Origin of the sequence: Aminobacter niigataensis (assembly GCF_014200015.1) — a bacterium.
Classification (GTDB): Bacteria; Pseudomonadota; Alphaproteobacteria; order Rhizobiales; family Rhizobiaceae; genus Aminobacter; species Aminobacter niigataensis.
The window spans coordinates 804,014-826,543 of sequence record NZ_JACHOT010000001.1; the positions used below are offsets into that span (position 1 = coordinate 804,014).

Sequence of the window (22,530 nt, forward strand, 5' to 3'; positions counted from 1 at the left end):
CTGTGCTCAACACCGGGCGGCAAGACAAAAGGAAAGCCAATTCTATGCACAAGCCGCCGCCAACACGTAGGCGAGCCGAAACGCTGGACTATATCCAGTCGATGCTGGGGCAACTCCGCATCATGGCGGAAGCCGAGCGCTGCGGCATGCTCGCCTATCTGATCGAGATGGCCTATGTCGAGGCTGGAGATGTGATACGCGGTGATCGGCCGTCAAACATCGGGATCAACAAGCGAAACACGTCCGCCTGAGTGGCGCTCGAGCCGTCCGGCAAGATCCAGTTCCAGCAGGATCATGAAGATTTGCGCCGGGTGAAGTCCGGTATGACGGATCAGTTCATCGACTTCGACCGGTACCGGCCCCAAAACTTCGATCACCCGGGCGCGGTCGCTGTCGGCGGGCGGTGGCGTGGCGCTGAAATCCGGCGGCTCTTCCATGCTGGCTGCGATGTAGGACTGGCCCCCGACCAATGGCGCCAATGCCTCGAGTATGTCGCCGACCTCGGTCACCAGCGTCGCACCGTCCTTCAGCAGGCCATTGGTGCCGGCGGCGCGCGGGTCGAGCGGCGAGCCGGGCACGGCGAAAACCAGCCGTCCCATATCGCCGGCCAGCCGCGCGCTGATCAGCGAACCCGAGCGTTTTGCCGCTTCGACGACCACCAGTCCGAGGACAAGGCCTGCGACGATGCGGTTGCGACGCGGAAAGTCCTGCGCGCGGGGCTCCCAGCCGAACGGCATTTCCGATACGACCGCGCCGCGCTCGGCGATCTCGTCGCAAAGGCCGATATTCTCGGACGGGTAGGGACGGTCGAGCCCGCCCGCCAGCACTCCTACCGTTCCGGTATCCAGGCTGCCCTGGTGGGCGGCGGTGTCGATTCCGCGCGCCAGGCCTGAAATCACCGCATAGCCGTTGCGGCCGAGTTCCGCGGCCAGCGTCCGCGCCATCTTGATGCCGGCGAGTGAGGCGTTGCGCGCGCCCACGATCGCCACCGGCGGCAGGGCGAAGACCGCGCCAGTGCCCTTGACGGCGAGCAGCGGCGGGGGATGGTCCATGCGTTTGAGGATCTGGGGGTAGTCCGGCTCGCCAAGCGCCACGAAACGCGCCCCGCATTGGCGCGCTGCCTGCATTTCCGCTTCAGCCTCAGCGACGGAAGGAACCTTGACCAGCCGGTTGGCGCCGCCCGCCATCATGATCTCGGGCAGCATCTCGATCGCGGTTTCGGCCGAGCCGAAGCGGTTGATCAGGTCGCGAAAACTGGCCGGGCCGACATTCGGGGTGCGGATTAGGCGCAGCCAGTGGAGCCGCTGCCGGTCGCTGAGATGCGGCCCGGCGGCGGGTTGGTTCATCCCTTGGATCCGATCCGCGATTCGGTGCCGGCGAGCAGGCGCGAGATGTTGGCGCGGTGGCGGATGAAGACGATGACGCTCATCAGCGCAAGCAGGCCGGCTGCCTTGGGCATGTCAGTCATATAAAGTGCGATCGGTACCACAACCGCAGCCGTCAGCGCTGCAAGCGACGAATAGCGGCTGACGAAGGCGACGAGCAGCCAGGTGACGGCAAAGGCCAGGGCGCCGAGCCCCGAAAGGCCGAACAGGACGCCGAGATAGGTCGCCACACCCTTGCCACCCTTGAAGCCGAGCCAGATCGGGTAGAGGTGGCCGATGAAGGCGCCGAGGCCGGCGGCAAGCGCTGCGTCATGGCTCCAGCGCGCTGCGATGACCACGGCCACGGTGCCCTTGAGCGCATCGAGCAGCAGCGTTGCTGCCGCCAGTTTCTTGTTGCCCGTGCGCAGCACATTGGTGGCGCCGATGTTGCCCGAGCCGATCTTGCGCACGTCGCCCAGGCCGGCCGCACGCGTGAGCAGCAGCCCGAATGGAATCGAGCCCAGGAGATAGCCGAATACGGCGGCTGCAACGAGCACGTGTAGAGCCGTCGGAAAAATGTCATCCGGCATCAAGGTATTTCTTCTCCCCCGTGGCCGTCAGGCCGAGAACACTGTGCGTCCGGCGACCAAGGTTTTCAAGACCTTGCCCTGAAGGCGCGCGCCTTCGAAGCAGGTGTTCTTGGAGCGCGAGCGGATGTCGGCCTCGCGCACCACCCACGGCTCGCCGAGGTCGACGAGCGCCAGATCCGCAACCGCACCCGGCTTCAGCGTGCCGCCTGGCAGGCCGAACAGTCGTGCCGGAGCGGTCGAAAGCGTATCGATGATACGCAGCAGCGGGACATCGTCGTTGTGATGCAGGCGCAATGCGACGGCGAGCAGCGTCTCCAGCCCGATCGCGCCCGCGGCGGCATCTGCGAAGGGCAGGCGCTTGGTGTCGACGTCCTGCGGGTCATGCGACGACACGATCACGTCGATGGTGCCGTCCTTCAGGGCCTCGACCATGGCGAGGCGGTCTTCCTCGGCGCGCAGCGGTGGCGCCAGCCGGAAGAAGGTGCGGTACTCGCCGACGTCGTTTTCGTTGAGCGACAGGCTGTTGATCGAAACACCCGCCGTCACCTTGGCGCCGTCCGCCTTGGCGCGCGAAACGGCGCTGGCTGCCATGGCCGTCGAGATCTTGGCAGCGTGATAGCGGCCGCGTGTCAGGCGCGCGAGCGCGAGGTCGCGTTCGAGCGGGATGGTCTCGGCTTCGCGCGGAATGCCCGAAAGCCCCAGCCAGCTGGCGTAGAGCCCTTCGTTCATCACCCCCGACGAGGCGAGGTCGGCATCCTGCGTCTCATGCGCGATCACGGCATCGAAATCGCGGGCATAGGTCAGCGCCCGGCGCATCATCAGCGAATTGGCAATGGTGTGGCGTCCATCGGTGAAGGCAACAGCACCCGCTTCGCGCAGCAGGCCGAACTCGGTCATCTCGTGGCCTTCGAGGCCCTTGGTGATGGCTGCGGCAGGGAAGACGTTGACCGATGCGGTTTCCTTGGCGGTCCGCAGCACGAATTCGACGAGGGCCACGTTATCGATCACCGGATCGGTGTCGGGCATCATGACGATCGAGGTGACGCCGCCGGCAGCAGCGGCAACGCTTGCCGAGGCGATCGTTTCACGATGCTCGCCGCCGGGTTCGCCGATGAAGACGCGGCCGTCGACCAGGCCGGGGATGATCGTCTTGCCGGCGCAATCAATGACTTCGGCGCCGCCGGGAATGCCCTGGTTGAGCGCGTCGGCACCTGCTGCGACGATTTTCTTGCCGTCGACGATGACCGAACCGGTCGCATCGACGCCGCGCGAGGGGTCGACGATGCGGGCGCGCTGGAAAACCGTGATGCTCATGCGTTCTGTCCATCGCGATTGCGGCGCGGGTCGAGCAGCGCTTCCATCACCGCCATGCGCACGGCGACGCCCATTTCCACCTGTTCCTGGATGACGCTTTGCGGCCCATCGGCGATCTCGGAGGCGATTTCGACCCCACGGTTCATCGGGCCGGGATGCATCACCAGCGCGTCGGGCTTGGCCGCCTTCAGTTTTTCGGCGTCGAGGCCGTAGTAGCGGAAATATTCGCGCACCGAAGGCACGAAGGCGCCGGCCATGCGCTCGCGCTGCAGGCGCAGCATCATGACGACGTCGGCGTCCTTGAGGCCATCGGCCATCGACTGCGTTACCTCGACTCCCATCTGGTCGATGCCCGATGGAAGTAGTGTCGAAGGCGCCACGACACGGACGCGCGCGCCGAGCGCGTTGAGCAACAGGATATTGGAGCGCGCAACGCGCGAATGTAGGATGTCGCCGCAGATCGCCACCGTCAGCCGGGCGATGCTGCCCTTGGCGCGGCGGATCGTCAGGGCGTCGAGCAGCGCCTGCGTTGGGTGTTCATGTGCGCCGTCGCCGGCATTGACCACCGAGCAGCCGACCTTCTGTGCAAGCAGGGCGGCGGCACCGGCCGACTGATGGCGGATGATGAGGATGTCGGGCCGCATCGCATTCAGCGTCATCGCCGTATCGATCAGCGTTTCGCCCTTCTTCACCGAAGAGCTTGCCACCGACATGTTCATGACGTCGGCGCCGAGGCGCTTTCCGGCGAGCTCGAACGACGACTGCGTGCGCGTCGAGGCTTCGTAGAACAGGTTGATCTGGGTGCGCCCGCGCAGCGTCGAGGTCTTTTTCTCCGACTGACGCGAAATCGACACCGCGGCATCGGCCCGGTCGAGCAGCAATTCGATGTCGAATGGAGAAAGGTCGCGGATGCCAAGAAGATGGCGGTGCGGGTAGGGCGGCAGGGACGAAAGGTCTGTCATCTCAAGGCGCTGCTATAGGCTGTGCTTAAGTGACCCGCAAGCCGGCATTTCGATGATGAAAGTTCTCCCACGGGATTTTCGTCGCGGGCAAGCTGCGCCATAAGCTATCGCTAAGCATTTCGGCTATAAAGCCGGCCATGGCTGCGGATTCGTGCCCGTCGCCCACACCGATGAAGGACAAGGCGTGACGCAGGACGTGCCGAACCAGCCCCCTCCGCTGACGGGCAGCAATGCCTGGCGCGGAGATCCGCTGCTGATCCAGATTGCAGAGAGCTTTTCCGAGCCGGTCCGTCGCGACCTCGACGGCCTCGGCCGCTTCGTGCTGAACCAGGAAGCGCAGGACCTGGCGCGGCTCGCCAACAGCGAGGTACCGAAGCTCAGGACACACGACCGACAGGGCCGACGCATCGACCAAGTCGAGTTTCATCCGGCCTATCATGCGCTGATGCGCCGTTCGGTCGCCGGCGGGCTGCATTCTTCCGTCTGGGAAAATGGCGGCACGGAAACCGGCCGGCGGCACCAGGTGCGAGCCGCACGCTTTTATCTTACCGCGCAACTCGAATGCGGGCATCTGTGCCCGATCACCATGACCAACGCTTCGCTGGCAGCCCTGATGGCGAGCCCGAAGCTGTTCCGCGAATGGGCACCGCGCGTCACCACCCGCAAATACGATCAGGCGCAGAAGCCGCCGGTCGAGAAGGCCGGCCTGACGCTCGGCATGGGGATGACCGAGAGGCAGGGCGGCACCGACGTGCGTGCCAACACCACCAGGGCCGAACGTGCCGGTGGCAGCTTCTATCGGCTCAACGGCCACAAGTGGTTCATGTCGGCGCCGATGTCGGACGCCTTCCTGATGCTGGCGCAGGCGCCGGAGGGGCTGTCCTGTTTCCTGGTTCCGCGCATCCTGAGCGACGGTTCGGCCAACGGGCTGCAGTTCCAGCGCCTCAAGGACAAGCTCGGCAACCGTTCCAATGCCTCGTCCGAGGTCGAGATCCAGGGCGCCATCGGCGACCTGGTCGGCGAGCCCGGCGGCGGCGTCAAGACGATCATGGACATGGTGACGCTGACGCGCCTCGATTGTGCCGTGGCGTCCTCGGCAATCATGCGGGCGGGGTTGGCGGAAGCCGTGCACCACACCCGCCACCGCCAGGTTTTCGGCGCCAATCTCGTCGACCAGCCGCTGATGCAGCGCGTGCTGGCCGACATGGCGCTTGATGTCGCCGGTGCTACCGCACTCGCCTTCCGCCTGGCGCGCTCCTTCGACGAAGCGGCATCGGACCGCGGCGAGGCGGCCTTTGCGCGTGCCATGACCCCGGTCGTCAAATACTGGGTCTGCAAGATCGCACCGCCGCTCCTCTACGAGGCAATGGAATGCCTCGGCGGCAATGGCTATGTCGAGGAAGCGCCGCTCGCGCGCTACTATCGCGAGGCGCCGGTCAACGCGATCTGGGAAGGCTCCGGCAACGTCATGGCGCTGGACGTGCTGCGCGTGCTGGGCCGGGCACCGGGACTGTTTGATGACGTGCTTGCGAGCATCGAGCGCGATCTGGGCCCGGGCGGACGCAGCATCCTGGGGGTACTCAGGGCGGCGATGCAGGTCGCGAGCTCCGACGAAGGCTCCGCACGCATCCTGACCGAGCAACTGGCGATTTCGGCTGCAGCAGCGGAGTTGCGCCGGATGGGGGCAGGGCGCATCGCCGATGCCTTCATCGAGACCCGGCTCGCCGGACAATGGCGCGGTACCTACGGCATGCTCGACGCACGACACGATTCGCGGCTGATCATCGATACTCTCTATCCGCAGGCCGGCTGAACCGCGGCGCTGCCGGGTTTGCGGTGGCTCCGGGCCACGTCAGCCCGCCGGTCGTTAACCTTAATGAATGGTTTACGTTGCACGGCGCATCCGCCGGGCCCACTGTATTCTGCAAAGAAGCGGGATTCCCGATGCGGGCCTTTTTGAACCAGTTGCCAGACATTGACGCCGCCGGGCCATGTGCGCGGGGGCACGCCTGATGCGCTACATCTTTGCCATATGGGCCGCGCCGCTGGTGCTTTTCTGGGGCTGGTACCTCCTGTCGATCTACGACATGCATTTCGGCTACTGGATGCTGTCGCGCCGGTTCAACCTTGCCATCTTCGAGCTCTATGGCGAAATACTCGGTATCGATCCCGCGACGATCCCGTGGTTGATGGCCAAGGCCTTCTTCTTCGATACGTTGGTCATTCTGGCGATCTGGGCGTTCCGTCGCCGCAAGCAGATCGCTGAAAGAGTGAGAGTGCTGCGGGCGCGCTATTCTTCCGCGGAATCGGCGCCCAGCGTCTGAAGCCTGTCCAATACGCCTTGCAGGATAAAGGCAGCGGCGGCCGAATCGATGCGTCCTTCGCGCTTCTTGCGCGACACGTCCATCTCGATCAGTGCGCGTTCCGCTGCCACCGTCGACAGCCGCTCGTCCCAGAAAATGAAGGGCAATTCGGTCAGGTTGGCCGCATTGCGCACGAAGGCACGCGATTTCTGGGCGCGCGGGCCCTCGGAACCGTCCATGTTGATGGGTAGGCCAATCACGATCGCGCCGGTATTTTCCTTGGCCAGCATGGCAAGCAGGGCTGCGAGATCGAGCGTGAACTTCTTGCGGATGATCACCGGGCGCGGATGCGAGAACGACAGGCCGCGATCGGACACGGCAACGCCGATCGTCTTGTCGCCGAGATCGAGGCCGGCCAGCGTCTTGCCACCGGCCAGCAGCTCAGGCAGTTGTTCAATCGTAGCGATGGCCAAGCGGCTTTCCTTATGACTTGAGGTGCGCATCCGGTGGAAGTGCTAACACCTTGAATTTGCGTATCGGCCCCTTTGAAAGGAGCTTGGTGCGTTCTATCCTTTGGCCAACGAAATTGCGAGGAATGCCGAAACGATGAAACTGACCTGGTATGGACATTCGGCATTCCGCATCGAAGTGGCAGGCGCCACGATCCTGATCGACCCGTTCCTGAGCGGCAATCCCTCCTGGGGCAAGTCGTGGGAAGCGGCGGCGGAAGGCGTCACCCATGTGCTCCTGACCCATGGGCATGACGATCATATCGGCGACGCCGCCGCCATCCTGAAAAAGACGGGCGCCATGCTCGTCGCCAATTTCGAGATCTGCATGTTTCTGGTGGGCCAGGGCGTCAGCGACAAGGTGATCAATCCCGGCAACATCGGCGGTACCGTCGATTGCGGCGGCTTTACCACCACCTTCGTTACTGCGCTGCATTCGTCTTCCGCGGGCGGGCCTGGCGGCACCAATACCTATCTCGGCAATCCCGGCGGGCTGGTGTTGCATTTCGCCGACGAGCGTACGCTCTACCACATGGGCGATACCGACATCTTCTCCGACATGGCCTTGATCAACGAGCTGCACGAGCCGGCTATCGGCTTGGTGCCTGTCGGCGACCGCTTCACCATGGGCGGTGCGGTGGCGGCTCTCGCCTGCCGGCGCTTCTTCAAGTTCGAGACGGTGGTGCCATGCCACTTCGCTACCTTCCCGATCATCGACCAGACGGCAGAAAGCTTCGTCGATGGCCTCGAAGGCTCGGGCGTCGAAGTGATGCTGCCGAAAGTGGGCGTAGCCATAGACATTTGATCGGGTGCGATCTGTGCGATTGGGGTGAGCGATGATGAACTGGAGAAATTTGGCGACGGTTTCCCTGCTCTGGCTCGGCGTTTGCGAGGCATCGGCTGAGGACTTTATCAAGGGCGTCTATCTCCAGTCCGAAGAACTCTGCGCCCAGGCCAAGAAGGATACGCTTCAGACGGTGGTCGACGCCGGAGGCCTGGTCCTGTCCGCGAGCGGAATCGAAAGCGTCGAGTACAATTGCGAATTCCTCAACGTCACGCGGGCTACGCGTGCGCCGGCATGGGCCGTGACGGCTCTCTGCCAGGAGCCCGGCCACCTGTTCCCCGACACGCTTTCCATCCTCGAATTGAGCCCGACGCAACTCGATCTCGTCTCTGTCCGCACAGTCGATGCCGAGGGCGGCCAGACCAACAATGCCGGCACCTACTATCTGTGCGACGGCGTCACCATGCCGTGAGCCCGATCATCGATGTTGCGCCGCGCGCGCGGCGCCGTTATAGCCCGACCTGACCATTTTCCCGGCTTTCCGGAGTTTTTTCGATGTCCGTTGATCTCAAGACAGTCAAGCGCGTCGCGCATCTCGCCCGCATCGCGGTGAGCGAAGACGACGCCCAGCGCATGACCGGCGAATTGAACGCAATCCTCGGCTTTGTCGAGCAACTCAACGAGGTCGATGTCTCGGGCGTGGAGCCGATGACGTCGGTCACGCCGATGGAGATGAAGAAGCGCGTCGACGCCGTCACCGACGGCGGCAAGGCAGCCGACATCGTCGCTAATGCGCCGGCCACCGACGAGAATTTCTTCCTCGTGCCGAAAGTGGTGGAATAGGCCTTGGCCGCCCGTTCCGCATTCCATCAAAAGCAGCTTTCGGCTGCCTGACCCGAAGTGATTTCGCCATGACCGACCTGACCCGACTGACGATTGCCGAAGCGCGCGAAAAGCTGCGCGGCAAGGAGATCACCGCCTCCGAGCTGACCAACGCCTATGTCTCGGCCATCGAGCAAGCCAATCCGACCTTCAACGCCTATGTCGCCACCACGCCCGACAAGGCGCGCGAGATGGCCAAGGCTTCCGACGCAAAGCTCGCCAAGGGCGAGGGCGGGGCGCTCGAAGGCATTCCACTTGGCATCAAGGACCTGTTCGCTACCGAAGGCGTGCACACCCAGGCCTGCAGCCATGTGCTCGACGGTTTCGAGCCACGCTACGAATCGACCGTGACGGCCAATCTCTGGGCCGATGGCGCGGTGATGCTCGGCAAGCTCAACATGGACGAATTCGCCATGGGCTCGTCGAACGAGACGTCCTATTACGGCCCGGTGGTCAACCCGTGGCGGCGCTCGCGCGTGCAGACCACGGTCAAGCCGACCTTCCATGACGGCGGCAGCGGTTTCGTGCGGCCCGGCGGCGTCGAGGAGAGCCGCAGCTACGACAACATGCAGCTGGTGCCTGGCGGTTCTTCAGGCGGTTCAGCCGCGGCCGTCTCGGCCTTCCTGTGTGCCGGCGCAACTGCCACCGACACCGGCGGTTCGATCCGCCAGCCTGCCGCCTTCACCGGCACAGTCGGCATCAAGCCGACCTATGGCCGCGTTTCGCGCTGGGGCACGGTTGCCTTCGCTTCGTCGCTCGACCAGGCCGGCCCGATCGCCCGTGACGTGCGCGATGCCGCGATCCTGCTCAAGTCGATGGCGTCGGTCGATGCCAAGGACACCACCTCCGTCGATCTGCCGGTGCCGGACTACGAGGCGGCGATCGGCAAGTCGGTCAAGGGCATGAAGATCGGCATTCCCAGGGAATACCGCGTCGACGGCATGCCCGACGACATCGAGGCGCTGTGGCAGAAGGGTATTGCCTGGCTCAAGGACGCGGGCGCCGAGATCGTCGACATCTCGCTGCCGCACACCAAATACGCACTGCCTGCCTATTACATCGTGGCACCCGCCGAGGCGTCTTCGAATCTCGCCCGCTACGACGGCGTCCGCTACGGCTTGCGCGTGCCGGGCAAGGACATCATCGAGATGTACGAAAACACCCGCGCCGCCGGTTTCGGTCGTGAGGTCAAGCGCCGCATCATGATCGGTACCTACGTGCTGTCGGCCGGCTACTACGACGCCTATTACCTGCAGGCGCAGAAGGTGCGCACGCTGATCAAGCGCGACTTCGAGCTGGCCTTCGCCGCCGGCGTCGACGTCATCCTGACGCCGGCAACGCCTTCGGCCGCCTTCGGTATCGCCGACCAGGACATGGCCGCAGATCCGGTCAAGATGTACCTCAACGACATCTTCACGGTGACGGTCAACATGGCCGGCCTGCCGGGCATCGCCGTACCTGCCGGGCTTGACGGCCATGGCCTGCCGCTCGGACTGCAACTCATCGGCCGGCCGTTCGACGAGGAAACGCTGTTCCAGACCGCGCATGTCATCGAGCAGGCGGCGGGCCGCTTCCAGCCGGAAAAGTGGTGGTAGGCACATAGGGACGGTCGAAACGACCGTCCCTATGGCAATTCAACCGAAAGTAGATCGTTGAATTTTGCACAACTTCCGATATGCTGATGGCATTTCGGGAGGGTGGCGATGCTCTTCAGTTTGGTCATTGCGATGCTCGCGTCCGGCTGGCTGGGATGCTGCGCCCGGTACGCCGTCAATTTCGAGACGGCGAAGGAAACTGAAGTCCCTGCGCGACCCTGGGATCTCAACACCGTCTGGTCCGTGCTGGTCCTCGGGGCGGCGGCAGCGCTCGTAGTTCCGCTGTTCCTGTCGATCGCCAACAACAACATCATGACCGACATCCTGGCGGCGCAGTCGTTTTCATCGGTCGCCAGCAAGATTCTCATCGTCGCCGGCTTTTGCGTCCTGGCCGGAGCAACTGCCCCCAATTTCATCGAGAGCCTGGCGCAAAAGGCGCTGAACCTCGCCAAGAAGAATGAATCGAAGATCGAGAAGGTCAACGAAAAGGCCGATAGCAATCTGGAACTGATCTCCGAGCAGATCGAGGCCGGCGACCAGGGCGTGCCGGGTGCGAAGATCCAGGCCGTCAAGCCGCCGGCGGACCTGCCGCCGATGTCCGCGGACGAAAAGCAGGTCGTGGTGTCCCTCAACAACATGGCCTACCGGCGCCGCACGATCACCGGAATCTCCAAGGAGACCGGCATGAGCAAGGTGAGGGTAAGGGAACTGCTTGCGGCCCTGGCGCAGGCAGGACACGTGACGCAGTTGAAGTCGTCCAGGACCGGGGTCGTGCTTTACGAACTCGCGATGTAATAAATTTGCCGTCGAGACTCACAACACAGGCGGCAATCCGGTTTGTTTTTCTATCTTTCCAAGGTCTTCTGGTTCTTCGCCCAACCGCTCAATTTTGCGATTCTTCTGCTGTTGGCCGGGCTGGTCGCTAGCTTCTTCGGGCGGCGGCGCCTGTTCCGCGCTGCGGCGCTGCTGGCCACGCTGGTCCTTGCGACAGCTGCCTGGACGTCGTTTGGCGCGCTGATGCTCAACCCGCTCGAAGAGAGATTTCCGCACCCGCCGGCACCCGGAAAGGTTGACGGTATCGTCGTGCTCGGCGGTGGTTTCGAGGGGGCGATCAACCTGGCGCGCGGCGGCTACGAACTCAACAGCGGCGGTGACCGCTTCGTCGAGACCGCCATACTGGCCCGTCGCTATCCCGACGCCAGGGTTGTTGTATCCGGTGGCAGCGGCGCGCTGATGCTGGAGGGCGAGGGCGACGCTGACACGGCACCGCGCCTACTCGAGGCGCTCGGTGTATCGCTCGATCGGCTGATCCTGGAGAACCGTTCGCGCAACACTTACGAGAATGCGCTGTTCTCGAAAGAACTGGTCACGCCCAAACCTGGCGAAACCTGGCTGCTGGTTACATCGGCATTCCACATGCCGCGGTCGATGGCGCTGTTTGCCAAGGCGGGATTTGCTGTCGTTGCATGGCCGGTCGACTATCGCACGTCGGGCGAGGAGGGCATCGGCCTGTTTACCGACAATCCCGCCGATTCGTTGCAGAACACGACGATGGCCGTGCGCGAGTGGGTCGGGCTTGTGGCCTATTGGCTGTCCGGCCGGATCGACAGCCCGTTGCCCGGCCCGGAGTCTTGAACCAGCACCGCCTTGCGCGCCTCTGAGAAGAACTGGCGCCGTATCAGCACGCCCAGCAGGATGACCGTGGTGAGGAAAAAGACGCGCGGGTCGATGAACCAGCCGAGATAGCCGATCGAGAAGAAAACCCCGCGCAGGCCGGCGTTGAAATGCTTGCCGGCCAGCTGGTTCATGCGCGTCGCCCGCAATACCGCGGTTTCGATGGCGGCATCAGGCTCGCTGCGGGAGCCGAGTTGGGGCACCGCGCCAATCAGAATCGAGCAGTAGTTGAACAGCCTGTAAGCCCAGCCGAACTTGAAGAACGAATAGGCCAGGATGATGATCAGGCCGATGACCTTGATCTCGAACAGCGGACGCGCGGTGGCGCCTGCCAGGGGCACGTCGCTCAATATGGCCAGCACGCGGTCGGAGGCGCCGAGCAGGGCGAAGCAGCCGCCGACGGCGATCAGCGAGCTCGAGGCAAAAAAGGCGGTGCCCTGCTGCAACCCGTTCATGATCGAGGTGTCGACGATCCTGACCTCGCGCCGGGCCATCGTCGCCATCCAGGCGGCGCGCTGCGCGTTCATCGCCCGCGTCAGCGACAGGCGCCTGACGATATGCCCCTCGGCGCCAAGCGCATGGAAGATCCAGCCGGCGAGGAAGAACGCCAGTGCCGCAATGTCGAGACCGCTCAGAGGGCCGGTCATGGAGAAGGAATCGCCGATCATTGGTCTCAAACTAGCATGGCCGTTAGCCGGAATTCGAGTGCGCCCGTTCGCCGTGGTGTCGTCACAGGTGTTTAAGATCCGTGAACGGCCAATTTGGCATAAGTAACTGATTTAATTAAAATTGGATTGATATGTGCATGGCTGCCATGCACATATCGCCACGCTTTGGCCATTTTTTGCAGTTGCGAACATGCCGGCAAAGTCGTATCCAGCAGTCCCACTCGGGACGAGCTGGAATGGCGGGAAGCACCGCCTGCTCGCCGAACGAAAAGGGTCTTGCGATACATCATGGATGACGGCGTTCAGAAATCCTGCTGGGGCCTTACGGCCAAGGCAGTGGTTGGCTTTGCGGTTTTTCTCCTTCTTGCCTGGCTTGTCAGCGGCGGCGCCGAAAAGGCGGCAGTCGTGGCAGGCGGCTGATCTCTTACCCTCAGGATTGGATACAAAAAGCGCGGCCTGGCCGCGCTTTTTGCGTTAGGGCCTTGCGTAAAGCTCATCGATTTTCCAAATGTCGCGCGCTGAGCACGCAGCGTCGGATCGCGCCTAGCTCAGCACGTGAAAAGGGCGGAATGATCGTATACATATGCGACTGAAGCCGCCGTCGCAGGGAGTGAGATTTGTTTCTTTCGGTATTCGACCTGTTCAAGATCGGCATTGGTCCGTCGAGTTCGCACACGATGGGGCCGATGACGGCCGCAGCGCGCTTCCTTGATGAGATTTTGAGTGGCGACTGGCCGCGCCCGGCAGGCGCCAAGGTCGACCGCGTCGGTGCGAGCCTGCATGGCTCGCTGGCCTATACCGGCGTCGGCCATGGCACCGACCGCGCCGTCATGCTGGGCCTTTTCGGCCTGACGCCCGTCACGGTGGATCCCGATCAGACCGACGCCATCGTCGAGCAGATTACTGGCGACAAGCGGGTCTCGCCGCCCGGACATCCGTCCTATCGCTTCGACCCGGCCGTCGACCTCGTGCTCGACAAGAAGACGCCGCTGCTCGGCCATGCCAACGGAATGGCCTTCTATGCCTATGATGGCGGCGACCGGCTGCTGCTCAAGCGCATCTACTACTCGATCGGCGGCGGCTTCGTCGTCTCCGAGGAAGAACTGCAGCGCATGAAGGCCAAGACCGCGGCTCCCGCTGCGGGCAAGCGCGTGCCTTATCCATTTGCCAATGCCGTCGACATGCTGGCCATGGCGTCGCGCAGCGGGCTTTCCATCGCCGAGATGAAGCGGGCCAATGAAGAAACCCATATGGCGCGCGCCGACCTTGACGCCGGCCTGGATGCGGTCTGGGACGCGATGAGCCGCTGCATCGACCGGGGCCTGTCGCAGGACGGCATCATGCCCGGCGGGCTGAAAGTCCGCCGCCGCGCCCGCCAGCTACACGAGAAGCTGCAGGAGCAGTGGAGCCAGAACCGGCCCAATCCGCTGCTCGCCAACGACTGGCTGTCGATCTACGCCATGGCCGTCAACGAGGAGAACGCCGCCGGTGGTCGCGTCGTCACGGCACCTACCAATGGTGCTGCAGGCACCTTGCCCGCCGTGCTGCGCTACTGGCTGCATTTCCATGTCGAGGCCGACAAGGATAGCATCCGCGACTTCCTGCTGACTGCGGCTGCCGTCGGCGGCATCATCAAGACCAATGCTTCGATCTCCGGCGCCGAAGTCGGATGCCAGGGCGAGGTGGGCTCGGCTTCGGCGATGGCCGCGGCAGGTCTGTGCGCCGTCATGGGTGGAACACCGGAGCAAGTGGAGAACGCTGCCGAAATCGCGCTCGAGCACCATCTTGGCATGACCTGCGACCCGGTTGGCGGCCTCGTCCAGGTACCGTGCATCGAGCGCAACGCGCTTGGCGCGGTCAAGGCGGTCACGGCAGCGTCGCTCGCCATCAAGGGCGACGGCAAGCACTTCGTGCCGCTGGATGCTGCCATCGAGACGATGCGCCAGACCGGCATGGACATGAGCGAAAAGTACAAGGAAACCAGCCTCGGCGGTCTCGCAGTCAACGTCGTCGAGTGCTGACCGCCAACTAGTACCAAAATTTGCATCCGGTACTGGTTTTTGGTACTATTCGCCATGGCGTTGAAGCGGCGGCATCAAGCAACGTTGGAGCAGGTATTTGCACGGCCCGTCAGCGGGTCGGTGAGGTGGTCCGACGTCGAAGCGCTCTTTGTCGCCCTTGGTGCCGAAGTAAGTGAACGAGAAGGTTCGCGCGTCGGCGTTTTCCTGTTTGGCGAGGTGCGAGTATTTCACCGCCCGCACCCGACGCCCGACACGGATAAGGGTGCTCTCGCCAGTATCAGGAAATGGCTTGAGAGCCATGGAGTGAAGCCATGAAGAATGTCCTGGAGATCGACGGTCACAAGGCCGTGCTGTCGTTCGATCCCGAGATCGGCATGATCCGGGGGGAGTTTCTGGGGTTGTCAGGTGGCGCCGACTTCTATGCCGGCAGCGTTGAACAGCTTGAATTGGAGGGACGGAAGTCTCTGGAGGTGTTCCTGGAGATGTGCCGCGAGAAAGGTATAGAGCCATTCCGCGAGTTTTCGGGCCGGTTCAATGTCCGTCTCGACCCCAAGATGCATGAGGCAGCAGTGGTGGCGGCTGCCGCAGAGAACAAGAGCTTGAACGAGTGGGTTGCCGAGGCAATTGAACGTGCCGCTGACGCCGCCTGACGGTTCCGCCTGTGCAAAACCGTAGCCGGCGTTGAATGCGCCGGCTGGAGCCGCTAGTTTTCGAGCCATGTCACTGAACCTGATCAAGCTCTGCGTCGGCTGCGACAGCGTCGAGGACCTCGAAGAATGGATCGCCTTCCGCCTCGATGAGCGCCGCCGCGCCGGCGAACCGGTCGAGCAGTTCCACACCACCCGCATGGTGCCGACGCGCGCCGCCGAACTCACCCAAGGCGGATCGCTGTACTGGGTCATCAAGGGCAACGTACAGTGCCGCCAGCGCCTGCTCGAGATCCGCCCCTTCACCGATTCCGAGGGCATTGGCCGCTGCCACCTCATCCTTGAGCCGACCGTCGTGCGTACCGACTGGCAGCCGCGCCGCGCGTTCCAGGGCTGGCGCTACCTCAAGCTAGCCGATGCGCCGGTGGATCTTGGCCAGGGCAATGCCGCGCTCGCCGAAATGCCGCCAAAGCTGCGCCTGGAGCTGGCGGAACTCGGCCTGCTTTAGCTCAGGCACGGCATCTCGCAACGACGGGCTTGCAAGCAATCGCGCGCCGCCACATCTTCTTTGCAAATGAGCGACGAAAACAAGCCCCCGGTTACGTCCGCCAATCGTCCACCGGCAGAGCGCCGTTCGGATGCTGCAGCCATCGACGCGTTTGTTCGCCAGGCGCGCGCGCTTGCTCCGGGCAAGGCTGGCGGCCGGCTTATCCTGGCGCTCGACGCGACGATGAGCCGGCAACCGACCTGGGACCTCGCCTGCGAGCTTCAGGGCCAGATGTTCGATGCCGTCGGCAAGACCGGCAGGCTGAACGTGCAGCTGGTCTACTTTCGCGGGTTGGGTGAATGCCGGGCGTCGAAATTCGTGGCGGAGACGGGCTCCCTCAAGAACCTCATGACCTCGATCCAGTGCCGCAGCGGCCAGACACAGGTGGGCAAGGTGCTTGCCCATGCGCTCAAGGAAACCTCCACCGTCAAGGTCGATGCGCTGGTCTATATCGGCGATGCGATGGAAGAAAACATCGACGAACTGGCCGAGAAGGCCGGACGGCTGGGCCTGCACGGTGTGCCGGCCTTTGTCTTCCAGGAGGGGCACGACGCCGAGGCTGAGCGCGCCTTCAAGGAGATTGCCCGGCTTTCCAAGGGGGCGTGGTTCCGATTCGACAGCAAGGCGGCTGCGACCTTGTTGAAACTGCTGTCGGCCGTGGCTGTCTTTGCTACCGGTGGAATCAAGGCGCTCGAGGCGAGGGGGCGCCCCGAGGACATACTGATGATCGAGCATTTGAGGAGCGGCAAGGCACCATGACAGTCTTTGCCGTAATCGCAGCCATCCTGATTTTTGCCGGCCTTGTGACCACTGCTTTCCTGCGTGCCGACGCCAGCCAACTCGCGCGGGTGCTGAAGCTGGCAGGGCCGCTCGTGCTGGGGCTCGTCGGCGTGGTGCTGCTGCTGCTCGGGCGAGCGGCTATCGGTGGCGGGCTGATCTCGGCGGCCCTGGCCTGGTATGCAGCGGGGGGCCGGGGGCGTTCAGCCGGCAAGACGCCGGGGCGGCGCTCGACCGTGCGTACGGCAGCTCTCGAAATGGAGCTGGACCACGACACCGGCGGCTTGCAGGGCGTCGTGTTGGCCGGCCGCGAAGAGGGCAAATCGCTGTCTTCGCTAGGCCTCGTCGAACTCAAGGCGCTTTGCAGGGAGCTTTCCGGGGATCCGGAAAGCCTCCAGCTACTTGAGACCTACCTTGACGGCAGGTTTCCCGCCTGGCGCGAAGACGCGAAGCCTGACGGTGACGACGGGCTGCGTGTTCCGCCAGGTTCTGGCGCCATGACTAAGGAGGAGGCCTACAAGGTCCTTGGTCTTGAAGCGGGGGCCGCCGCGGCGGATGTCCGCAAGGCGCATCGACGACTGATTCAGCGCTTGCATCCCGACCTGGGTGGCTCGTCGTTCCTCGCGGCGAGGATCAACGAAGCCAAGGACGTCCTTCTCTCCGATCATCACTAACTCTCCTTCGACACACAACTTTTCCAGGAGGTTGGCAGGGCGCCTACTGCGCGACGGCGTAGCAGGCGATCTTCTTCTTCTTCAGCGCGTTGCAGGCGTTCCAGGCGGAATCCTTGGATTCGAAGCCGGCAAAGCGGGCACGGAAGTAGGTCACGCCGCCCTTTTCGAAGGGCACGGTATAGGCGGATGCGTCGGCGAGAACCTGCGGCACCCGCTTGGCGGTCTTGTCGAGGATTGCGCGCGCTTCGCCGTCGCTCGGGGAGGAGGCAACCTGGATGGCCCAGCCGGATGGAATCGACGCGGTCTTCATCTGGTCCAGTGCCGCCACGGCAGGGGCCGGCTCGGCATAGGCCTGCTCGACAGCTTCCGCTGCCGGGGCGCGGTCCTTCGGCTTGCGGATCTGGAAAGGAATGTTGGCGCCGAAGCGCTCGGCCGAGGCCATGGCGATCTTGGGCTTGCTGGCGAGTCCGATGGTCGGCTTGGGGGCAGGCACCGCGGCTGTCACGACTTCTTCCTCGACTGCCATTTCATCGTCGGAGATGGCTTCCGCGACTTCGACCTGTTCGGCCATGGGACGGGTATCGGGCGTCGGTACGTTGCGCTTGGGCAATGCGACACTGGCCGTCTTCACTTCCGGCATTGGAGTGTCGGTCTTGGCGATCAGGTCGCCACCGCCGCGCCTGGAGGCCTGCGGCATGTAGGTCTTGATCAGTTCCGCCATCTTGTTGTCGCGGCTGGCACCGCTGGTGCCGCCGAGAACCACGGCCACCAGGCTGCGATTGCCGTCCTGGACCGACGAAACGAGGTTGAAGCCGGACGCGCGGGTGTAGCCTGTCTTGATGCCATCGACGCCCTTCACGCGGCCGAGAAGCCGATTGTGGTTGGCAATGCGCTGGCGACCGAAGGCGAAGCTGCGGGTCGAGAAGTAGCCGTAGTACTGCGGATAATGCTCGCGCAGCGCGATGCCGAGCTTGGCCATGTCGCGCGCGGTGGTGAACTGCGCGGTGTTTGGCAAGCCGTTGGCGTTGCGGAAAACGGTGCCCTTCATGCCGAGGCTGCGTGCCTTGGCGGTCATCATCCGCGCGAAATTCTCCTCGGAGCCGCCGATCATCTCGCCAAGCGCGGTCGAGGCGTCATTGGCCGAGCGCGTGATCAGCGACAGGATGGCCGCTTCGACGGTAATGGAACCGCCTGCCTTGACGCCGATCTTGGTCGGCGGCTCGGCTGCGGCGTTCTTTGAGAACACGACCTTGCTGTCCTTCTTGATACGGCCTTTCGAAAGGGCCTCGAAGGTCAGGTAGAGCGTCATCATCTTGGTCAGCGACGCAGGATAACGGCGCGAATCCGCGCTCGACGAGTGGAGCGTCTCGCCGGTGTTCGCATCGATGACGATCGCCGCGTAGCGACTGTCTTTTGCAGCGGAGGCTGGCGCCGCCGAACTCAGGCCGATGGCCGCCGCGATGGTGAAAACCACGAATGATTTTAAGGAGAAGGCTGTCTTTTTGACTTTGCCCGGCAACGCTTGACGCACTGTTACACCCTTGAATTATTGTTGCATTAGGGCGGCAAAGGTTCCTCCCCGTATCGACGCAACGTAGGGCTACAGCGTTACCAATCCGTTTATGGTAACCGGCTCGTTCACACTTTTGATCGGGCTTTAGTCTAGTTTTAGGAAATCAGGTCGGTGCAGCGCGCCGTAGAAATGACGTCGGGTCAGTTGACATATTGTGCGCTGCACAATATCTAGGCTGCATCGCACAATCGCATAGCGCAGCGCTCCCAACCCGAAAGGATGTAGCGATGACCCAGACCTATGAAGATTTCAGCAAATACGGCAAGGAATTCGTCGACACCGGCCTGAAGAGCTTTGCTTCGCTCTCCAAGGGCGCGCAGGCGATCGCCACCGAGTCGACCGACTACACTAAGAAGAGCTTCGAGGCCGGTGCGGCTACCTTCGAAAAGCTGCTCGGCGTGAAGTCGATCGAGAAGGCCGTCGAGATCCAGACCGACTATGCCAAGCAGGCCTATGAAGGCTTCGTGGCTGAAGCGACCAAGCTTGGCGAGCTCTATGCCGAGCTGGCCAAGGACGCCTACAAGCCGTTTGAGTCGCTCGTCGCCAAGGCGAAGTGACAGGCTGACACCTGATTTCAGGTAGGCAGGTCGAAAGATCCGCCCGACTAGACCCGGTTGCGTCCGCGCAGCCGGGTTTTTTGTTTGTCTTTTGTGCCGGCAATTCACGTTTCTGGCAATTCGGGCCCGCTAGCCGCTGTCGCCATATTGTCAGCACGTCAGAAGGGCTTAAAATCCTCGCCGTGACACCTACATGACGAAGTGTGTCGGAATTGATGAAGGGCAGGATCAGATTGACGATTGGCTTGGATGCCACGAAGCTCGACGTGGCGCGGATGCAGAACGGTGACGAGGGAGGCAACGGTCCAGGCCGAGGCACGGCTGTCATCACCCGTACGAAGACCAAGACCAAACGGCCGAGCCTCTATCGCGTGCTTATCCTCAACGACGACTACACCCCGATGGAATTCGTCGTGCATGTGCTCGAACGCTTTTTCCAGAAGGACAGGGAGGCCGCTACCCGTATCATGTTGCATGTCCATAACCATGGCGTCGGCGAATGCGGGATCTACACGTTCGAAGTGGCCGAGACCAAAGTGTCCCAGGTCATGGACTTCGCCAGACAGAATCAGCATCCGCTGCAATGCGTGATGGAGAAGAAGTGAGGTATTGAATGCCGGCTTTCTCCCAAGGCCTCGAAAAGGCGCTGCACCAGGCGCTAACGCTCGCCAATGAGCGGCACCACGAATATGCAACGCTCGAGCATCTGCTGCTCGCACTTATCGACGACGCCGAAGCAGCCGCCGTCATGCGCGCCTGCAACGTCGACCTCGACGAGCTCAAGCAGACCGTACTTACCTATATCGATACCGAGCTGGACAATCTCGTCACCGGCTACGACGAGGATTCCAAGCCGACCGCCGGCTTCCAGCGCGTCATCCAGCGCGCGGTGATCCACGTGCAGTCGTCCGGCCGCGAAGAGGTGTCCGGCGCCAACGTGCTCGTCGCGATCTTCGCCGAGCGCGAGAGCCATGCCGCCTATTTCCTGCAGGAACAGCAGATGACCCGTTACGACGCGGTCAACTACATCTCGCACGGTATCGCCAAGCGTCCCGGCGCCACCGAAACCCGCGCGCCGCGCGGAGCGGACGAGGAGCAGCATGGCTCGAACGGCGAGGCAGGCGAGGAGACCGGCAAGGGCAAGAAGCAGCAGGACGCCTTGACGGCCTATTGCGTCAACCTCAACACCAAGGCACGCGCCGGTAAGATCGATCCGCTGATCGGCCGCGAGTCGGAAATCAACCGCACCATCCAGGTGCTGTGCCGCCGTTCGAAGAACAATCCGCTCTATGTCGGCGACCCTGGCGTAGGCAAGACGGCGATCGCAGAGGGCCTGGCCAAGCGCATCGTCGAAGGCGATGTGCCCGAGGTCCTCGAGGATGCCACCATCTTCGCGCTCGACATGGGCACGCTTTTGGCCGGAACGCGCTATCGCGGCGACTTCGAGGAACGGCTGAAGCAGGTCGTCAAGGAGCTCGAGGAATATCCTGGTGCGGTGCTGTTCATCGACGAGATCCACACGGTGATCGGCGCTGGCGCGACTTCCGGCGGTGCGATGGACGCCTCCAACCTGCTCAAGCCGGCGCTGTCGTCGGGTGCGATCCGCTGCATCGGCTCGACCACCTACAAGGAGTTCCGCCAGTTCTTCGAGAAGGACCGGGCGCTCGTCCGTCGCTTCCAGAAGATCGACGTCAACGAGCCGACGGTCGACGACGCCATCGAGATCATGAAGGGCCTCAAGCCCTATTATGAGGACTTCCACAAGGTGAAGTTCACCAACGAGGCGATCAAGGCCGCGGTGGAGCTCTCGGCGCGCTACATCAACGACCGCAAGCTGCCGGACAAGGCGATCGACGTGATCGACGAGACCGGCGCTTCGCAGATGCTGCTGCCCGAAAACAAGCGCAAGAAGACCATCGGCATCAGGGAGATCGAGGCGACGATCGCCACTATGGCGCGCATCCCGCCGAAGACGGTGTCGGCCGACGACGAGAAGGTGCTGGCCGGCCTCGAGATCGAGCTCAAGCGTGTCGTTTATGGCCAGGATACGGCGATCACGGCACTCGCCTCGGCGATCAAGCTGGCGCGTGCCGGCCTGCGCGAACCGGAGAAGCCGATCGGCTCCTACCTGTTCTCCGGCCCGACCGGCGTCGGCAAGACCGAGGTGGCAAAGCAGCTCGCGTTGTCGCTCGGCGTCGAGCTGATCCGCTTCGACATGTCGGAATACATGGAGCGCCACACGGTCAGCCGCCTGATCGGCGCGCCTCCCGGATATGTCGGCTTCGACCAGGGCGGCCTCCTGACCGACGGTGTCGATCAGCATCCGCACTGCGTGCTGCTGCTCGACGAGGTCGAGAAGGCCCATCCGGACCTGTTCAACATCCTGTTGCAGGTCATGGACCACGGCAAGCTGACCGACCACAACGGCAAGCAGATCGACTTCCGCAACGTGATCCTGATCATGACCACGAATGCGGGTGCCTCCGACATGGCAAGGGCGGCCATCGGCTTCGGCTCGTCCAAGCGCGAAGGCGACGACATGGAAGCGATCAATCGGCTGTTCTCGCCGGAGTTCCGCAACCGTCTCGATGCCATCATCCCATTCGGCTCGCTGCCGGTGCCGGTGGTGCATCAGGTCGTGCAGAAGTTCGTCATGCAGCTGGAAACCCAGCTCTCCGAGCGTGGCGTCACCTTCGACCTGTCGGAAGAAGCGGTCGCCTGGCTTGCCGAGAAGGGTTACGACGAGCGCATGGGCGCGCGTCCGCTCGGCCGTGTCATCCAGGAGCACATCAAGAAGCCGCTGGCCGACGAGGTTCTGTTCGGCAAGCTTCGCAAGGGTGGCACGGTGCGCGTCACCGTCGAGAAGAAGGATACCGGCGAGACCGGCCTGAAGCTCGAGACGCTGGCCGATGAACTGCCGGTCAAACCCAAGAAGGAAGAGCCGGCCGATCGTCCGAAGCTCAAGAAGGCGGCGGCCAAGAAGCCGGTGGCCAAGAAGGCCCTGGCGGCAAAGACGAAGTCCGACCCCAAGGGCAAGGATGGCGGCAAGCGCAGCCTGGTTCCACAACTGCCCCGAAAGGGTTGATTAC

General features: G+C 63.3%; 26 protein-coding genes. 19 read left to right on the forward strand and 7 right to left on the reverse strand.

Features of this window, described 5'->3' with window-relative positions; translation table 11 throughout:
• The first annotated feature begins 44 nt into the window (after nucleotides 1–44).
• Entirely contained in the window at nucleotides 45–251 is a 207-nt protein-coding gene (locus tag GGQ99_RS04025) for a hypothetical protein (protein ID WP_108607964.1), read from the forward strand.
• On the opposite strand, the gene dprA is transcribed toward GGQ99_RS04025, so the two are convergent.
• Genes dprA through GGQ99_RS04045 form a run of 4 tightly spaced genes read right to left on the reverse strand, consistent with a single transcriptional unit; the run spans nucleotide 213 to nucleotide 4,230 of the window.
• Complete coding sequence (gene dprA, locus GGQ99_RS04030; protein WP_183260830.1) at nucleotides 213–1,346, reverse strand: DNA-processing protein DprA; 1,134 nt, start codon at nucleotides 1,344–1,346, stop codon at nucleotides 213–215. The two genes, GGQ99_RS04025 and dprA, sit on opposite strands and share 39 nt — an antisense overlap.
• On the reverse strand, nucleotides 1,343–1,954 hold the full coding sequence (plsY, locus tag GGQ99_RS04035; RefSeq protein WP_108607966.1) for a glycerol-3-phosphate 1-O-acyltransferase PlsY: 612 nt from the start codon (nucleotides 1,952–1,954) through the stop codon (nucleotides 1,343–1,345). The genes dprA and plsY overlap by 4 nt, the downstream gene beginning before the upstream one ends.
• A 27-nt stretch (nucleotides 1,955–1,981) precedes the next feature.
• The gene (locus GGQ99_RS04040; RefSeq protein WP_183260832.1) at nucleotides 1,982–3,268 is read right to left on the reverse strand and encodes a dihydroorotase; all 1,287 of its coding nucleotides are present in this window, start codon (nucleotides 3,266–3,268) and stop codon (nucleotides 1,982–1,984) included.
• Nucleotides 3,265–4,230, reverse strand: a complete 966-nt coding sequence (locus GGQ99_RS04045; RefSeq protein WP_183260835.1) for an aspartate carbamoyltransferase catalytic subunit — start codon at nucleotides 4,228–4,230, stop codon at nucleotides 3,265–3,267. Before GGQ99_RS04045 ends, GGQ99_RS04040 begins: the two co-directional genes overlap by 4 nt.
• Nucleotides 4,231–4,414: 184 nt before the next feature.
• Between GGQ99_RS04045 and GGQ99_RS04050 the strand changes: the two genes are divergently transcribed.
• Both GGQ99_RS04050 and GGQ99_RS04055 read left to right on the forward strand, forming a co-directional pair.
• The gene (locus GGQ99_RS04050; protein WP_108609880.1) at nucleotides 4,415–6,043 is read left to right on the forward strand and encodes an acyl-CoA dehydrogenase family protein; all 1,629 of its coding nucleotides are present in this window, start codon (nucleotides 4,415–4,417) and stop codon (nucleotides 6,041–6,043) included.
• Nucleotides 6,044–6,242: 199 nt separating this feature from the next.
• Nucleotides 6,243–6,554, forward strand: a complete 312-nt coding sequence (locus GGQ99_RS04055) for a DUF6105 family protein (RefSeq protein WP_183260837.1) — start codon at nucleotides 6,243–6,245, stop codon at nucleotides 6,552–6,554.
• Here the strand turns inward: GGQ99_RS04055 and ruvX are convergent.
• Nucleotides 6,521–7,006: a Holliday junction resolvase RuvX gene (ruvX, locus tag GGQ99_RS04060; protein WP_183260839.1), complete on the reverse strand. Its 486-nt coding sequence runs from the start codon at nucleotides 7,004–7,006 to the stop codon at nucleotides 6,521–6,523. The two genes, GGQ99_RS04055 and ruvX, sit on opposite strands and share 34 nt — an antisense overlap.
• Before the next feature lie 133 nt (nucleotides 7,007–7,139).
• Between ruvX and GGQ99_RS04065 the strand changes: the two genes are divergently transcribed.
• From GGQ99_RS04065 to GGQ99_RS04090, 6 genes are all read left to right on the forward strand, one after another.
• Complete coding sequence (locus tag GGQ99_RS04065) at nucleotides 7,140–7,847, forward strand: metal-dependent hydrolase (protein ID WP_183260841.1); 708 nt, start codon at nucleotides 7,140–7,142, stop codon at nucleotides 7,845–7,847.
• Between the two features lie 34 nt (nucleotides 7,848–7,881).
• Nucleotides 7,882–8,298: a hypothetical protein gene (locus GGQ99_RS04070; protein WP_425486790.1), complete on the forward strand. Its 417-nt coding sequence runs from the start codon at nucleotides 7,882–7,884 to the stop codon at nucleotides 8,296–8,298.
• A gap of 83 nt (nucleotides 8,299–8,381) precedes the next feature.
• A complete protein-coding gene (gene gatC / locus GGQ99_RS04075; RefSeq protein ID WP_108607972.1) occupies nucleotides 8,382–8,669 on the forward strand; it encodes an Asp-tRNA(Asn)/Glu-tRNA(Gln) amidotransferase subunit GatC in 288 nt (95 codons plus the stop codon).
• A 68-nt stretch (nucleotides 8,670–8,737) separates the two neighbouring features.
• Nucleotides 8,738–10,303 (forward strand): amidase, encoded by a 1,566-nt coding sequence (locus GGQ99_RS04080; RefSeq protein WP_108607973.1) that lies wholly within the window; start codon nucleotides 8,738–8,740, stop codon nucleotides 10,301–10,303.
• A gap of 108 nt (nucleotides 10,304–10,411) precedes the next feature.
• Complete coding sequence (locus GGQ99_RS04085; protein ID WP_183260845.1) at nucleotides 10,412–11,098, forward strand: YEATS-associated helix-containing protein; 687 nt, start codon at nucleotides 10,412–10,414, stop codon at nucleotides 11,096–11,098.
• A 42-nt stretch (nucleotides 11,099–11,140) separates the two neighbouring features.
• The gene (locus GGQ99_RS04090; protein ID WP_183260847.1) at nucleotides 11,141–11,938 is read left to right on the forward strand and encodes a YdcF family protein; all 798 of its coding nucleotides are present in this window, start codon (nucleotides 11,141–11,143) and stop codon (nucleotides 11,936–11,938) included.
• On the opposite strand, the gene GGQ99_RS04095 is transcribed toward GGQ99_RS04090, so the two are convergent.
• A complete protein-coding gene (locus GGQ99_RS04095; RefSeq protein ID WP_183262347.1) occupies nucleotides 11,887–12,642 on the reverse strand; it encodes a DUF599 domain-containing protein in 756 nt (251 codons plus the stop codon). The two genes, GGQ99_RS04090 and GGQ99_RS04095, sit on opposite strands and share 52 nt — an antisense overlap.
• A gap of 291 nt (nucleotides 12,643–12,933) precedes the next feature.
• Here GGQ99_RS04095 and GGQ99_RS26270 point away from each other — a divergent pair, with 291 nt between their 5' ends.
• The 7 genes from GGQ99_RS26270 (at nucleotide 12,934) to GGQ99_RS04125 (ending at nucleotide 17,311) form a co-directional block, all read left to right on the forward strand.
• Complete coding sequence (locus GGQ99_RS26270) at nucleotides 12,934–13,065, forward strand: hypothetical protein (protein WP_256371676.1); 132 nt, start codon at nucleotides 12,934–12,936, stop codon at nucleotides 13,063–13,065.
• Between the two features lie 197 nt (nucleotides 13,066–13,262).
• The gene (locus tag GGQ99_RS04100) at nucleotides 13,263–14,666 is read left to right on the forward strand and encodes an L-serine ammonia-lyase (protein WP_108607977.1); all 1,404 of its coding nucleotides are present in this window, start codon (nucleotides 13,263–13,265) and stop codon (nucleotides 14,664–14,666) included.
• A gap of 54 nt (nucleotides 14,667–14,720) precedes the next feature.
• Entirely contained in the window at nucleotides 14,721–14,981 is a 261-nt protein-coding gene (locus tag GGQ99_RS04105) for a type II toxin-antitoxin system HicA family toxin (protein WP_210307732.1), read from the forward strand.
• Entirely contained in the window at nucleotides 14,978–15,316 is a 339-nt protein-coding gene (locus tag GGQ99_RS26060; protein WP_183260849.1) for a type II toxin-antitoxin system HicB family antitoxin, read from the forward strand. Before GGQ99_RS04105 ends, GGQ99_RS26060 begins: the two co-directional genes overlap by 4 nt.
• A gap of 67 nt (nucleotides 15,317–15,383) precedes the next feature.
• Entirely contained in the window at nucleotides 15,384–15,821 is a 438-nt protein-coding gene (locus tag GGQ99_RS04115) for a DUF1489 family protein (RefSeq protein ID WP_183260851.1), read from the forward strand.
• Between the two features lie 66 nt (nucleotides 15,822–15,887).
• Nucleotides 15,888–16,619: a VWA domain-containing protein gene (locus GGQ99_RS04120; RefSeq protein ID WP_183260852.1), complete on the forward strand. Its 732-nt coding sequence runs from the start codon at nucleotides 15,888–15,890 to the stop codon at nucleotides 16,617–16,619.
• On the forward strand, nucleotides 16,616–17,311 hold the full coding sequence (locus tag GGQ99_RS04125) for a DnaJ domain-containing protein (protein WP_183260854.1): 696 nt from the start codon (nucleotides 16,616–16,618) through the stop codon (nucleotides 17,309–17,311). Before GGQ99_RS04120 ends, GGQ99_RS04125 begins: the two co-directional genes overlap by 4 nt.
• A 43-nt stretch (nucleotides 17,312–17,354) precedes the next feature.
• Here the strand turns inward: GGQ99_RS04125 and GGQ99_RS04130 are convergent, their stop codons facing one another.
• Nucleotides 17,355–18,842, reverse strand: coding sequence for a serine hydrolase (locus tag GGQ99_RS04130; RefSeq protein WP_183260856.1), 1,488 nt, complete (start codon nucleotides 18,840–18,842; stop codon nucleotides 17,355–17,357).
• A gap of 269 nt (nucleotides 18,843–19,111) precedes the next feature.
• Between GGQ99_RS04130 and GGQ99_RS04135 the strand changes: the two genes are divergently transcribed.
• From GGQ99_RS04135 to clpA, 3 genes are all read left to right on the forward strand, one after another.
• Nucleotides 19,112–19,441 (forward strand): phasin family protein, encoded by a 330-nt coding sequence (locus GGQ99_RS04135; RefSeq protein ID WP_108607982.1) that lies wholly within the window; start codon nucleotides 19,112–19,114, stop codon nucleotides 19,439–19,441.
• 275 nt (nucleotides 19,442–19,716) lie between these two features.
• Nucleotides 19,717–20,046, forward strand: coding sequence for an ATP-dependent Clp protease adapter ClpS (gene clpS, locus GGQ99_RS04140; protein ID WP_055977693.1), 330 nt, complete (start codon nucleotides 19,717–19,719; stop codon nucleotides 20,044–20,046).
• 8 nt (nucleotides 20,047–20,054) lie between these two features.
• On the forward strand, nucleotides 20,055–22,526 hold the full coding sequence (clpA, locus tag GGQ99_RS04145) for an ATP-dependent Clp protease ATP-binding subunit ClpA (protein ID WP_183260858.1): 2,472 nt from the start codon (nucleotides 20,055–20,057) through the stop codon (nucleotides 22,524–22,526).
• Nucleotides 22,527–22,530 lie beyond the last annotated feature (4 nt).